The organism is Euzebyales bacterium, assembly GCA_036374135.1.
Lineage (GTDB): Bacteria > Actinomycetota > Nitriliruptoria > Euzebyales > JAHELV01 > JAHELV01.
This window is the reverse complement of the sequence record DASUUK010000010.1, coordinates 17,229-31,009: the sequence shown is the minus strand read 5'-3', so window position 1 is coordinate 31,009 and position 13,781 is coordinate 17,229. Positions and strand designations below refer to the sequence as shown.

Here is a 13,781-nt window from a genome sequence, read left to right as displayed (position 1 = left end):
GGACGCACAGCGACAACGGAGCGCGCGTGAAATGGCGTCGCATGGGCCGCCGGGGCCGGATCGACGACCGCCGGGGCTCGGGCGGCGTCGGCCGGTCGCGTCCGGGCATGTCGGGCATCCCCATTCCCATCGGAGGCAGGGTCAGCCTGCCGCTCCTCATCATCGCCGCGGTCGTGTTGTACCTGTTCAACGGTGGGTTCGGCGGTGGCAGCACCTTCGACGTCGACGCCCCGCTCGACCAGTTCCCCGGGGAGGCCCCGCCGGCACCCGACGGCCAGATGTCGGTCCCCGACGCACCGCCCGCTGACGAGGGTGGGCAGTTCGTCGCCCAGGTCACCCGAGACATCGAGGAGCTGTGGGAGCAGGAGTTCGAGGCGGCCGGCCGCCGCTACGACCCCGTCGGCCCCGCGCGGACGCTGGCCGAGACCGACGCCCGACCGGGTCCGGTCGTGTTCAGCGGCAGCACCAGCACCGGCTGCGGGCTGGGGTCGGCGGCGACGGGACCCTTCTACTGCCCGGCGGACGAGCGGGTGTACATCGACCTCGCCTTCTACCGCCAGCTTGCGCAGCGCTTCGGGGCGTCCGGAGACTTCGCGCAGGCGTACGTGCTCGCGCACGAGGTCGGTCACCACGTGCAGCACCTGCTGGGCGTCGATGAGCAGGTGCGGCGGTTGGCACAGCGCGACCCCTCCCAACGCAACGCGTTGTCGGTCCGCCAGGAGCTGCAGGCTGACTGCTTCGCGGGGGTCTGGGCGCATTCGGTCTATGAGCGCGAGCTCATGGATGCAGGCGACATCGACGAGGGACTGCGCGCTGCCGCGGCGATCGGCGACGACCGCATACAGGAGCAGACGACCGGGCGGATCTCACCGGAGAACTGGACGCACGGATCCTCGGAGCAACGGTCCCGGTGGCTGCGTCGTGGCTTCGAGAGCGGCAGTCCCGAACAGTGCGACACGTTCTCCGGGGACATCTGACCGGCACCCGTCATCGGGGCCCGCCCGGCCGGCCGCCCACTCAGGTGAGCAGTGGTGGGATGAGCCCTGCGACGAAGCCGATGGCGAACCCGAACAGCGCCGTCCGTCGCAGCGACGCGCTCTGGAACATGCTGGTGATCGTGGACATGGTGCTCCCGCCGTTCCTCCACGGACCGTCCTCCGCGGCTGCTGCCAGCGTCACGTGACCGCAGACCGCCCGCATCCGCAGAAATGGGGAACTGGCGGACCGCACGGACAGCGTTCGAGGGCGAGCCGTGTGGGGGGAACACGTCTCGCCCTCGAACAGTCGGGCCACCGCAGACGGTGGCCGCACACTCTCATTGAGATGACTGTGGACCACTCGTGTGGGAGAAATCCGGGGCCAGGCTACGGAGGGGGGAGACGCAGCCTGGCCCCGGAGCCGTGTGCACCTCCCGCAATGCGAACGGCTCGAGCGAAAGGATGGTCGCATCGTGCCGGTCAGGCATCATCAACTCTGACGATTCTCACCAATGTTGCGTACGGGACAGGCCGCGCGGGCCCGTCAGATCGCACGCGGGCGCCGGCGGATCTGACGCCACACCCACCCGGTCGCGAGCACGGCGCCGATGACGGCGGCCAGCCGCCGTGCCCACCGCTGGCGGCTGCGCACCCACGACGCCACGCGCGTCCGGACCGTCGTGACGGCCGGACCTGCACGCACCACGGCCACGACCCCCTCCCGGTCGAGTGTGGCGCGGCCCCCGCCCGGCGTGGCCACGACACGCCAACGTTGCCGCCTGGCCTGGTCGAGCAGCGTGCCCAGGCCACCTTCCGGCGTGGGGAACCGGACCGTGTAACCGCGATCGAACGCGCCGTCGGGCGCCACCTGCTCAACGGGCGGTTGCACGTCGCCTGACGCCGGCGCGAGCCGCTGGGCGGCGAGCTCGAGCACCGTGAACCTCGGTTGGAGCAACAGTCCGAGGCCACCGACGAGCAGCCACGCCAGCAGGCCGCCGAACACGGCGGCTGTCCCCAGCAGCTGCCAGCGATGGCCCCTCCGGTCCCGACGCCGGACCCACGATCGCAGCCGCGTGCGCCACGACGGGGGTGGCGGCGGAACTGGAAGCTGTCGGGGAGCGCTCGGCACGACAGGGCGGTCGTCCGTTACGCGGTCTCGAGATCGAACCGCAGGACGCGTCCGTCGGCGGTCCCGACCGCGATCCAGCCGGCCCGGCTCGCGATCGCCGTCACAACACCCACGTCGGTCAGGGCGAGCACCCGGTCACCGGTGGCGGCGTCCAGCACGAGCACGCCACCCGCGCCGTCCGCGATGGCGACGGCCGCGTCGCCGACCGCGACGAGGTTCGCCGGGCTACCGGGTGCCGAGCTCCACAGCGCCGTGCCGTCGTCGAGGCCGAGCGCCACGACGGCCCGGGACGTGGCGGCGACGACCGCGTCCCCCGTCACGGACAGCCGCGGCTGCTCCCGATCGGCACCCGGGACGTCCGCGCACCAGTCGACGATCCCGCCACCGCCCCCGTGGTGGCAGACCTCGCCGGACCGCGTCGCCACGGCGACACCCGTGTCGGTCGCGGTCAATGCCGGCCACAGCCCGGGTACGTCGACCTGCCAGCGGGGCGTGGCCACCTGTCGGCGGCCCTGCTCGGTCCCGAGCGCACCGGAGGGCTCGACCGCGAACAGCACGTCGTGCTGCCGGCCGTAGATCAGGTCACGGCCGGTGGCCAGTGTGATGCGCGCGTCGGACTGCGGCGCCGGCCCGCTGGCATGCCAGACCTCCGCACCGTCGGCGACCGCGACGGCCAGCACCTCGGCGCCATCGTCCGTCTCGGCTGCGCCGACCACCGTGCCGTCGAACAGGTGCAACGACGCGGTCGGCCCGTCGCCGCGGGACCAGCGGTCGTCGCCGTCCGCGGCGTCCACGGCGCCCAGATCGTCGAGGCCGTGGACGACGAGCCCGCCACCCACGGTGACCGATCCGGTCCCTACCAGCGCCCGCCAGCGCACGCGTCCGCCGCCGGCGGCCACCCGGGCGGCGGTTCCGTCCTCGTCGACGACCAGCACGCTGCCCTTCATCGGGTGCACCGCCGTCACCGCCGCGTTGGAGACCTGGGTGGACCACCGTGTGGTGTCCGGGCCGAGCGGTGCCGTACGCGGCGGGGCGGCGGCCGCCGGGCGGCCGGTTTCGGTCGTGGGCTGCGATGCGAGCGCGGCCACCGGTGCCGTCGACGCGTCCACGCCGTTGGATCGCGCCAGGAACCAGACAACCCCGAGCAGCAGCACGCCCAGCCCGACGACCAGCAGCAGCGGCCACCGTGGCCGCGCAGCTGAGGGGTCGGGCGGTGACTGCGACGCCGCGGGCGTCACCGTCAACGCAGGGTCCGTCTCGCCGCGATCCGGGAGCGCCGCGTTGATCAGCCGCCCGCAGCTGGCGAAGCGCCTGGACGGGTACTTGTCCATGCCCCGCTGCAGCGCCGCGCTGGTGGCTGGATCGGCCGCCGGATCGATGTCGAGCAGCGTCGGCACGGGCGCCATCAGGTGAGCGCCGTAGAGCTTGGCACGGTCCTCGCGCCGGAACGGCGGCTCACCCGTCAGGGTGTGGTACAGCGCACACGCCAGCGCGTACTGGTCGGTGGCGCGCGTCGGCGACTGCGCGCGCAACTGCTCGGGCGCGACGTACAGCAGGTCGTCGACCGGCGCTCCCCGTGGTTCGTGCGCGAACCGCTCCCGCAGCAGTCCCGACGACCCAAACCCCGTCAGGTACCCGACGTAGGCCACCCCCTTGCCGGTGCTCGGGCCGATCCAGATCGACCGGGTGCTCAGTGACCCGTGCACGACGTCCGCGCGGTGCGCGACGTCGAGCCCACCGGCGAGCTGCGCGAAGATCGCGAGGGCGGCGGCCTCGTTGATGGTGCCGCCGTGCGACAGCATGTCGCGCAGCGGCACGGCTCGGATGAACGGGGCGACGACGTACGGATGCCCGTCGATCACGCCGAGATCCCGCGGACGCACGATCGACGGGTGATCCACGGCACCCGCCCGCTGCGCCTCGGCGAGGAACTGCTGCACCAGTTCGTCTGCCTGCTCATCGCGCTGGCTGACCCGACCGATCACGCGCACGGCAAACCGGGGGCCGCCGCTGTCGCCGGCGGCCGCGTCGTCGGTCATGGCGAGGTAGGTGGTGCTGATCGCATCGGACGCGATCGACCGGAGGAGCCGGTAGCCCCCGAACGAGCGGCCGGCAGCGGGACTCATGCGATCCACCCCGTCCCAACGCGCCACATGGGATCGGCGTTCATGGTCCGCCACGATACCCCCGGGCGGCCGTGCGCCCGTTCCGTCGCCCCTTAGGACTGCCTCCCGGTCCCGGCCGGCGGGAGCAGCCGGAGCCGGTCGGTCGCGCCGGCGCGGACCGCCTCGGCGCTCCAGCGCATGGGCAGCGAGCGTCCGTCGGCCCACCGCCGCACCTGGTCGGTGTAGTGGTCCGAGAACGCGTGGCCGGACACTCCGGTCAGGTCGATCCAGCGCGACGCGTCGAGGTCGGCCAGATCCACCACCATGCGCATCGACGGCACCCAGTCGACCTCGTAGCCCGCACTGGCCGTCCAGCCCGTCGCCAGGACGATGGACGGTCCACCGCCGACCGCCACCGGACCGCGGTTGAAGGCGGCCGTGTGGCGCCACCTGCTGCTGCGCACGTTCGGCGGATGGAGGTCGTTCGCCGGCAGGTCGAGCCATGCCAGGCTGTCGACCGGCGTCCACGGTTCGGGCTCGTACCGGGACGCTGCAGGCCGAGCACCGTGTACTCCAGTGCGATCGCGGCGGTCCCGCGGTCCGCCAGGTAGGCGTTGACGCCGTCGGCGTACGCCTCGAGGATCCGCACGCTGTCGGCGGAGAGCAGCTCGAGCTCGCGCTCTGCGATCCGCCGCCAGCCCATGGTGCGGATGACGCGGTCGACGTCGATCTGACCCGCGCCGAACAGCTCCGACAGCCGTCCCGCCGTCGTGTGCCCGCGCACGTCCATCTGCCAGAAGCGGTCCTGCGCGTGCACGTAACCCTGGGCGGTGAACAGGTCGTCGACCGTGTCGGCGTACACGTGCGGCACCCCGAAGGCGTCGCGGTACACCTCGCCAGGACCTTCGAGCCCGTCGAGGCGCACCGTGCCGTCGATCTGCGGTCGAGGCCGGCGCACGGCCACCGCGGCACCGACAGCGGCGGCCAGCACCACAGCCGCCAGCAGGCCACCCAGCACCGCGAGGACGATCCGCCAGCGCCTCACGACACCCCAGGTCGCATCGTCACCTCACACGGCCCATGTGCGCTCGGGCGCCGACCCTGCCACACGGCCGGTCGACACGGAGCCCGGCCCGCGACCGGCGACGCAACGGAGCGCGTCGCCCGCGGTCCCTCAGACATTCACCGGACGTTGCCGGTCCACCGGTTCGTGCGTTCGGCGCGGATCGCGTACCGTTTGATGCGCGACGACATTCCCGTCCCGTCCGAAAGGTAGCCCGCATGCACTCGCACCCGCCTCGGCGCCGCGGTGGCACGGCCGTGTCGGCCGCGCTGCTGGCACTGCTCATGGTCGTCGGCCTGGTCATGCCAGCGGCGGCCGCTCCGCCCGACAAGGAAGCAAAGGTCGACTTCACCCTCACCGTGCTGCACAACAACGACGGTGAGTCCGATCTGCTACCCGACGAGAACGGTGCCGGGAGCATCAGCCGGTTCGCCTGGTTGCTGGATGACCTGCGCGACGATGCGTTGACCGGATCGACGAAGGCGCGCGGCAAGACGGGTGTCGTGACGATCACCGCGGGTGACAACTTCCTCGCGAGCCCGGAGCTACAGGCAAGCTTCGACAAGGGCATCCCCTGGTACGACGCGATCGCGCTCGACTCGCTCGACTATGACGCGTTCACCATCGGCAACCACGAGTTCGACTTCGGTCCCGACGTGCTCGCGGACTTCATCAACAGCTTCTCGGGCAACGACGACTTCTTCCTGTCCGCCAACCTCGACTTCTCGCAGGAGCCGGCGCTGCAGGCGCTCGTCGACGAGGGACGCATCCGCCCGAGCATCGTCGTCAAGGAGCGCGGTGAGCTGATCGGCATCATCGGCGTGACCACTCCCGAGCTCCGCGAGGTCACCAGCCCCGGCGACGTCGTGATCGACGAGGAACTCGTCCGTGTCATCCAGGCAGAAGTCGAGGCGCTGACGGCCCAGGGCATCGACAAGATCCTCGTGTCCAGTCACCTGCAGGACATCGACAACGAGCTCGCGCTCGTCGCGTCGTTGTCGGGCGTCGACGCCGTGATCGGCGGCGGCGGCGGCGAAGACATCGCCGGCAGCTACCCCCTGACGGCCATCGACGCCGACGGCAACATCGTGCCGGTCGTGACCGTGCCCGGCGACTACTTCGACGTCGGTCGTCTGGTGCTGCAGTTCAACAAGGCGGGCGAGGTCGTCGGGTACGACGGCGCGCTCGAACCGGTGACCGGCGACCTGCCGCAGGACCAGTTCGTCCTGACAAACGTCGAGCAGCCCGTCGCGGCCTACCTCGAGACGCTGGCAGAGACCGTCATCGCCACGAGCGAGGTCGGCCTGAACGGCGTCCGGGCCGACGTCCGCACGCGCGAGACGAACCTCGGCAACCTGATGGCCGACGCCCACCTCGCCGCAGCGACCAGCCGGGCGGCGGAGTTCGGCGTCAACGAACCGGACGTCGCACTGCAGAACGGCGGCGGGATCCGCAACGACTCGATCATCGGGCCGGGAGACATCACCCTGCTCGACACGTTCGACATCGCACCCTTCGCGAACTTCATCTCGGTGCTCGAGGACGTCGCGACGACCGACTTCGTCGCAGCGGTCGAGCACGGCCTCGCCGGCCTGCCCGACGCGGCCGGATCGTTCGCGCAGTGGGCCGGGATGACGGTCACCTACGACGCGACCGCGCCGGCGGGCAGCCGCATCGTCGATCTGGTGCTCGACGATGGCACGGTCGTCGTCTCCGGTGGCGCGATCGTGTCGTCAGAGCCCGTCACGATCGCGACGATCGACTTCCTCGCGGCCGGCAACGACGGTTACGACATGTTCGAGACGTATGACTTCACGACGCTCGGCGTGTCGTACCAGCAGTCGCTGGCCGACTACATCGCGGGGGTGGGCACCATCACAGCGGCCGAGTACAGCGATCCGGTGAACCCGGCGGACCGGACGCGGATCATCCCCGTGCCGTAGCGCCGGGCGTCCACTACGAGCCCGCTGCGTCGACGAGATGCGGCGGGCTCCGGCCGTTCACACGGCTTGCTGGCGAACCTGCCCGCCGACCGCTCCTTCGTCGCTCCACCCGACCAACCGACCAGCGGGCCTATCGGCGCAGGAAGGCATAGATGCGCTCGGCACAGGCGCCGGGATGGTCGATGAAGGGACCGTGCGACGACTCGGCGACCTCATGATCGACGACGAGGCCACCGCGAGCGGCGTAGGCGTCGAGCACCGCACGGATCTGGGTGGCCATCGGTTGCGGCGGATGCACGTCGGCACCCGGCCAGTCCGGCAGCACCCCGAGACTGCCCAGGGTTCCCGCGTCGAACATCGACTGGTCGCCGACGACGAGGTCGTCGTCACCGTGCAGCCACAGGATCGGCGGCTTGTGCGGGATGTCGACGATGCCGCTGGTGTCGAGGTACCGGCCCGACAGCGCGTTGAGGATGCCCGAACGGCCGGGAGCCACGCCCGGCCAGTTGTCCGAGGCGGTCGCGTCGCCCGGGTAGCCCGTGTCGGCGACGTACGTCGCGAGCACCTCGGCGACGAGCGCGTCCTCCCGGTCGGGGTCCATCGCGAGCCCCGGCCGCCAGTAGAAGGCGCGCATGACGTTGCGTGGCGACACGTCGCTGTCGGTCCCGTCGTCGCCGTCGGCGAGGCGTCGCACGTACTCGGGATTGGCCAGGCCGGCGCCGCTGCCGGCGAAGTCGTCGGACACGGGCACGCCGTCGGCGCCGCGCGTCGCGCCGAAGCCATACGGCGACACCGTGTCGATCAGCGTCAGCGACGCGACGTCACCGGGGTGGTCGATCGCGTACTGCATGATCGCGGCTCCGCCCGTCGACCATCCGATCAGGTGGAGCGGCGGCGCGATCGCGAGGGCGCGGACCAGCGCATGGACGTCGTCGGCCCAGTCGCGCAGCCCCCCGGGTCGCGTCGATCGGCGCCCGTTGCGTCGCGCCGAAGCCACGCATGTCGGGTGCGACGAGGAGCAGGTCGTCGGGCCCCCGGTCCATGAGGTCATCGAAGAACAGCCCGGTCGCCAGGTTGCCGTGGACGAGCACGACCGGCGCGGCGTCGTCCCGGCCGCGGACCAGGCAGTGCATGCGCAACCGGTCGGTGTCGACGTGGCGGGCGCTGATGGACTCCGGCATGCGGTACACGTCCGACCTCCCGTGGTCTGTGCGCAGCCTACGACGTGACCGCAGCCGGGTCGACTGGGGGCCGCCGTCACGCGCGCGTGGTCGACGTGGGGCCGAACGCCGCGATCACCGGCGCGAACCGTTCGACGGCCGCGGCGTCCTCCAGATCGGCGAGGCTGACCATCGCCGTGCGCACGCCCGCGTCGGCGAGCCGCCGGAACCGGTCGACGTGGTCGTCGACGGTACCGGCGGTCAGCCGCCGCGCCGTGGCGGCACGCGTCGCCCGGCCGCGCAGCCGGTCGACCAGCGCATCCACCTCCCCACGGTCGCGTCCGACCAGCACCGGCGACAAGTGGGTGATCTCCACCGCACCGGGATCGCGCTCCACATCGCGACAGTGCGCGTGCAGCACGCCGACCTTGTGACGCACCGTCCCGGGCTCACCCATCAGGTTGCACGCGTCGGCGTACCGCGCCACCAGCCGCAGGGTGCGCCGCTCACCGCCGCCGCCCACGAGGATCGGCACACGCTCCTGGATGGGCCGCGGGTAGCAGATCGTTTCCCGCCTCCCGAGCACGCCACCGTCGAACACCGGTGCGCCGGGACCCCAGCACAGGGGCAGCAACTGCAGGGCATCCTCGAGGAGCGCGAACCGCTCCACCGGTGGCGGTAGCGGCCAACCGTACGCCTCGTGCTCCCTGGCGAACCACGCGGCACCCAGACCGCACACCGCCCGACCGCCGCTCAGCACGTCGAGCGTCGCGATGATCTTGGCCAGGTGCATCACGTTGCGGAACGTGACGGCCGTGACCAGCGTGCCCAGGCGAACCCGACGCGTGACCGCGGCGAGGTACGCCAGGGTCGAGTAGCTGTCGAGGATGTCCTCCCACTCACGCCCCACCTGCGGCACCTGGATCATGTGGTCCATCACCCAGAGGCCCGCGAAGCCGACGTCCTCGGCGGCGCGTGCGATGGATGCGAGCCGTTCGGCGGTCTGCTCCGGCCGCCCCGGCCACTGGAACGTCGAGATGTGCAGCCCGAAGCGCAGTCCGACGTCACGGTGACGGCGTCCCGCCTCGTCGGGGGCCGCGAGCAGCGCGGGCGGCACGACGACGACATCGCTCGGGGATGCCACACGGTCGAACCCCTCGCCGCCGAGCAGGTCGCGCACCCGCGACCAGGATCGCAGTTGCGCAGCCAGCACCTTGGCCGGCACGGGTCGCTCACGGTCCCGGTTGCGCGCGCGACACGTCGCGGGATCGGCGTCGAACGCGATCGCGTAGCACGGCCGCCCATGGCGGCCTGCGGTCTGCCGGTAGTTGTGCCGCCGGTCGTCGTCGAGCGCGAGCGAGTCGACGACGGTCAGCAGTCCGCGCCGCAGCCGACGGTCGACGATGTCGTCGAGCAGCGCGAACGCGTCGCCGCCGGCCCGTTGATCGTGTGCCCCCTCGCCCACCAGCGCCCGCAACCTGTCGGACGAAACCACCTGCGCGGGTTCGAACTGGCGGCGCGCCCACCAGGACTTGCCGGACCCCGACGGTCCCACGAGCACGACGAGAGCGTCGCTCGGCAACCGGATGGTGCCGTGCGATCGCACCACATCATCGAGTCCCATGGGGTCTCAGTCTGCCGCACGGGTAGCGTGCCCTCGATGACGTCGGCGCCGCGGGAGCGCGCACGCCTGTTGATCGGCGGTGCGTCGGTCAACCTCTGCCTGGGTTCGCTGTTCGCCTGGAGCTTGTTCGTCGAACCGCTGGCCGCGGCCTTCGAGGCCACTGCCGCCACGATCTCGACGGTGTTCTCCGCCGCCGTCGCGGTGTTCGCGACGATCGTCCTCGTCAGCGGTAGGACCGTCGACCGCTGGCCGCCGGCGCGGACCGTGCTGGCCGCCGCCGTGTGCGCCCCGCTGGGCCTGCTCGTAGCGGCGCGCGCCCCGTCGCTGGCCTGGGTGGTCGTCGGCTACAGCGGGCTGTTCGGCGTCGCCAACGGCCTTGGGTACGCGAGCGCCGTGGCGGTGGCCAGCCGCTGCTTCGGCCGACGCCGGGGGTTCGCGGTCGGCGTGGTGGTCGGCGCCTACGCGGCCGGGCCGCTCGTTGCGTCCCCCGTGATCACGGCCCTGCTGGCTCGCGCCGACTGGCGCGCGGCGATGGTCGCGCTGGCGGTCGGGGTCGGCGTCGTGCTGACGGTCGGCGCCGCACTGCTGGGCGCGGGTGAGCGAGCGGCGGGCGGGGATCCAACGGGAGCGGGCGAGCGCCAGCGAGCGGCGGGCGGGGATCCAACGGGAGCGGGCGAGCGCCACGCGACGTCCGGGCCGACCGCGCGAGCGCGATCGGCCGGCCTGCTGCTCTGGTCGGCCTTCCTGCTGGGCACCCTTCCGGCGCTGTTGGTCGTCGCCCACGCCGCGCCGATGGCACGCGGCGCCGGGCTCGGCGCCGCTGCGACGGGAGCCGCGGTGGCGCTCGTGGGCGCGGGGAACCTGATCGGCAGGACCGGCGGTGGCTGGCTGTCGGACCGGACGGGCCGTGTGCCGGGCCTGCGCGCCGCCACCGTCGGCCTCGCGGCCTGCTGCCTGATGCTGCCGGTGGCACGTGCGGCCGTTCCGGTGCTCGTGCTCGTCACGATGGTCGGCGTCGGCTACGGCGTGCAGTCCGCTCTCGTCCCGGCGCTCACCGCCGACATGTTCGGCACCGACAACTTCGGGGTGATCTACGGCCGGGTGTTCACCGGGTGGGGCGTCGCCGGGTTGGCGGGCCCACAGATCGGCGCACGGCTCAGCGACGGCGGCGATTTCGGCGACGGCCTGCTGGTCGGCGCCGCAGCCGCGGCGGCGGCCTTCGGCCTGCACACCTGGTTGGGGCGCGCCATCCCCGCCACCACCGCCGACCCCTCCTGACGACCCCACCTCGTCATTCGACAACCACCTTCCGTCAGCGATCACGAGGTGGTTGCCCGATGTCGCGAAAACTCGGTCATATGGCAACCACCACGTGATTCGTACTCGGACGACGGCACCCGTCACAGCTGAGCGGCGAGTTCCTCGAGCAGCGGTCCGGCACCGGCCTCCAACGGCTCGCCGTGGCCGAACACGACGGTCTCGGCGTCGTAGGTCGCCAGGGTCCGCACCGACGCCTGCGCCGTCTCCATGTCCTGTGTGTACGCCGGGTCCGGACCGGAGACCCCGGACCCGTCGGCGCGTCCCACCAGCGCGTCGCCGGCAACCAGCACGCGCGTGGTGGGCTCGAGCACGCTGATGTGGCCCGGTGTGTGACCAGGTGTGGCGATGACCCGGAGGCCGGCGATCTCGTCCCCGTCCTCCAGTGGGGTGATGTCGGATGTACCGGTGATGCTGACGATGTCGTCGGCGCCGGCGTACACCCGCGCGTCGGTCGCCGACGCGACCTCCGGTAGACCCCCGACGTGGTCCGGATGGTGGTGGGTGAGCACGACGTGCGTGACCGCCCACCACCCCAGACCCAATTCGTCGAGCGCCTCCTCGATGTCACCGGCACTGCCGTCGACGCCGGTGTCCACGACCACGACCTCGGACCCGCCGACCAGCAGGTAAGCCGACACGAACCCCAGATCGACGCGGTGCCAGTCGAGCCCGGCGGCCGCGCGCTCGCTCGTGTCGCCCGTCGTCGGTGTGGCCCCCGATGGTGGGGCCGGGCCCGGCGACGGGGGCGTTCCGGAGACGGTGTCGGCGCATGCGACCGTCGCCGATGAGAGCAGGAGCCCGAGGCCGATGCGCCCGGCACGTGCCAGGAAGGCACGGCGGCCGACGGACATCGCGTGTGGTCCGAATCGCCTGCGCGGTCTCATGGTCGCGGTCAGGCGCGGCCGCGATCGCCGACGGCTCGGCGCCGCGCCGTGGCCGCCGGAAGCCGGCGGGCGAGCTCCAAGGCGTTGAGGTCCAGGTGGTTGCGCATGTACTGGTTGGCGCTGTCAGGGATGGGCACATGGTCCCACGGGACGTGGCGGCCGATGCGCAGCGCCCGGTCGACGACACGGCGGGCACGCTGGCTGGCGATGACCTCCCGGCGGATGCGTTCGTGGTCCCAGTGCTCGTCGATCTCGGCGCGGTGGTCGGCGATCACCGGGGCGTACGCCTGCTGGTGTGCCAGGTTCGACCGCTCGTGGGGATCGGACACCAGGTCGAACAGCTGCGGCCCGTCGGGCGCCGACCACACGAACTTCCAACGTCCCCGCCGGATCATGAGGATCGGTGCGATCGCCCCCTCCCCCAGGTACTCACCGCGCACCGTGCGACCGGCGTCGCGGTCACCGTGCAGCTGTGGCACGAGGCTCCCGCCGTCGACCACGTGACCCAGGTCGGACGTCGCATCGCCGCCGGCCAGGTCGACCAGCGTCGGCAGGATGTCGAGCAGCGACACATGGTCGGCGACCTCGACGCCTCTGTCCGCGCCCGGTGCGCTGATGACGAGCGGCACCCGTGCGGCGTGCTCGAAGAACGCCATCTTGTACCAGAGGCCGCGCTCGCCCAGCTGATCACCGTGGTCCGCCGTGAAGATGACGACCGTGTCATCGGCCTGGCCCGTCATCTCCAACGTCTCGAGGAGCAGCCCGAGCCAGTCGTCCACGTAGGTGACGGCGGCGTAGTACGCGTGACGGGCGTTGCGCACGATGTCGTCGGTCACCTCGACCGTGTCGAGCGCGGACACGTGGCGCAACCGCCGGCTGTGCGGGTCCTGGTCGACATCTGATGCGCCGATGCGCGGCAGGTCGATGTCGTCGTGGGCGTACCGGTCCCAGTAGCGCTGGCGCATCACGTACGGGTCATGGGGGTGCGTGAACGACACGGTCAGCATCCACGGCCGCTCGTCGGTGCTGCGCGCCGCGTCGCGCAACTCTCGCACCGCCAGGAAGCCGACCTCGTCGTCGTAGTCGAGCTGATTGGTCGCCTCGGCCACACCCGCGTTGACCACGCTGTCGGTGTTGTGGAACCACCACTCGAACCGACTGTCGGGCTGCTCCCAGTTCGGCGTCCAGCCGAAGTCGGCGGGATAGATGTCGGTGGTCAGGCGCCGCTCGAATCCGTGGAGCTGGTCCGGACCGATGAAGTGCATCTTGCCACACAGCGTCGTGCGGTAGCCCAGCGCACGCAGGTGGTGCGCGAACGTCGGGACCGACGCGGGCAGCTCGGAGGCGTTGTCATACCCGCCGATCCGGCTGTTGCGCTGGCCGCTGAGCATGGCGAAGCGCGCCGGTGCGCACAGCGGGCTTGGGGTGTACGCCGAGGTGAACACCACGCCGTCGGCCGCCAGGCGTTCGACGTGCGGCGCCTTGACGACCGGGTGCCCGTGGATCGGCAGGAAGGGTGCGGCCAGCTGATCGGCCATCACCAACAGTACGTTGCAGCGGTCCGACATGGCAGATG

Annotated in this window: 11 protein-coding genes and 1 pseudogene; 3 read left to right on the top strand and 9 right to left on the bottom strand. The window is 71.8% G+C overall.

The window, feature by feature from the left end:
• Nucleotides 1–26 precede the first annotated feature (26 nt).
• Entirely contained in the window at nt 27–977 is a 951-nt protein-coding gene (locus VFZ70_01275) for a neutral zinc metallopeptidase (protein HEX6254418.1), read from the top strand.
• Between the two features lie 544 nt (nt 978–1,521).
• Here the strand turns inward: VFZ70_01275 and VFZ70_01270 are convergent.
• From VFZ70_01270 to VFZ70_01255, 4 genes and pseudogenes are all read right to left on the bottom strand, one after another.
• Nucleotides 1,522–1,980 (bottom strand): hypothetical protein, encoded by a 459-nt coding sequence (locus VFZ70_01270; protein HEX6254417.1) that lies wholly within the window; start codon nt 1,978–1,980, stop codon nt 1,522–1,524.
• Nucleotides 1,981–2,123: 143 nt separating this feature from the next.
• Nucleotides 2,124–4,232 carry a PQQ-binding-like beta-propeller repeat protein gene (locus tag VFZ70_01265; protein ID HEX6254416.1) on the bottom strand — a complete coding sequence of 703 codons (2,109 nt, stop codon included), beginning with the start codon at nt 4,230–4,232 and terminating at the stop codon, nt 2,124–2,126.
• Between the two features lie 92 nt (nt 4,233–4,324).
• The gene (locus VFZ70_01260) at nt 4,325–4,627 is read right to left on the bottom strand and encodes a penicillin acylase family protein (protein ID HEX6254415.1); all 303 of its coding nucleotides are present in this window, start codon (nt 4,625–4,627) and stop codon (nt 4,325–4,327) included.
• Nucleotides 4,628–4,770: 143 nt separating this feature from the next.
• Nucleotides 4,771–5,103, bottom strand: a pseudogene (locus tag VFZ70_01255) (penicillin acylase family protein).
• Nucleotides 5,104–5,492: 389 nt separating this feature from the next.
• Here VFZ70_01255 and VFZ70_01250 point away from each other — a divergent pair.
• Nucleotides 5,493–7,217: a 5'-nucleotidase C-terminal domain-containing protein gene (locus tag VFZ70_01250; protein ID HEX6254414.1), complete on the top strand. Its 1,725-nt coding sequence runs from the start codon at nt 5,493–5,495 to the stop codon at nt 7,215–7,217.
• Between the two features lie 130 nt (nt 7,218–7,347).
• Here VFZ70_01250 and VFZ70_01245 read toward each other — a convergent pair whose 3' ends face one another.
• The 3 genes from VFZ70_01245 to VFZ70_01235 form a co-directional block, all read right to left on the bottom strand.
• Entirely contained in the window at nt 7,348–8,067 is a 720-nt protein-coding gene (locus VFZ70_01245; protein HEX6254413.1) for a hypothetical protein, read from the bottom strand.
• A complete protein-coding gene (locus VFZ70_01240) occupies nt 8,039–8,398 on the bottom strand; it encodes a hypothetical protein (GenBank protein ID HEX6254412.1) in 360 nt (119 codons plus the stop codon). The genes VFZ70_01245 and VFZ70_01240 overlap by 29 nt, the downstream gene beginning before the upstream one ends.
• Nucleotides 8,399–8,474: 76 nt before the next feature.
• Complete coding sequence (locus tag VFZ70_01235) at nt 8,475–10,001, bottom strand: TIGR03560 family F420-dependent LLM class oxidoreductase (GenBank protein ID HEX6254411.1); 1,527 nt, start codon at nt 9,999–10,001, stop codon at nt 8,475–8,477.
• Nucleotides 10,002–10,037: 36 nt separating this feature from the next.
• Between VFZ70_01235 and VFZ70_01230 the strand changes: the two genes are divergently transcribed.
• The gene (locus VFZ70_01230) at nt 10,038–11,279 is read left to right on the top strand and encodes an MFS transporter (protein ID HEX6254410.1); all 1,242 of its coding nucleotides are present in this window, start codon (nt 10,038–10,040) and stop codon (nt 11,277–11,279) included.
• A gap of 122 nt (nt 11,280–11,401) precedes the next feature.
• Here the strand turns inward: VFZ70_01230 and VFZ70_01225 are convergent, their stop codons facing one another.
• The gene (locus VFZ70_01225) at nt 11,402–12,172 is read right to left on the bottom strand and encodes an MBL fold metallo-hydrolase (GenBank protein ID HEX6254409.1); all 771 of its coding nucleotides are present in this window, start codon (nt 12,170–12,172) and stop codon (nt 11,402–11,404) included.
• A 41-nt stretch (nt 12,173–12,213) separates the two neighbouring features.
• The gene (gene betC / locus VFZ70_01220) at nt 12,214–13,773 is read right to left on the bottom strand and encodes a choline-sulfatase (protein ID HEX6254408.1); all 1,560 of its coding nucleotides are present in this window, start codon (nt 13,771–13,773) and stop codon (nt 12,214–12,216) included.
• Nucleotides 13,774–13,781 lie beyond the last annotated feature (8 nt).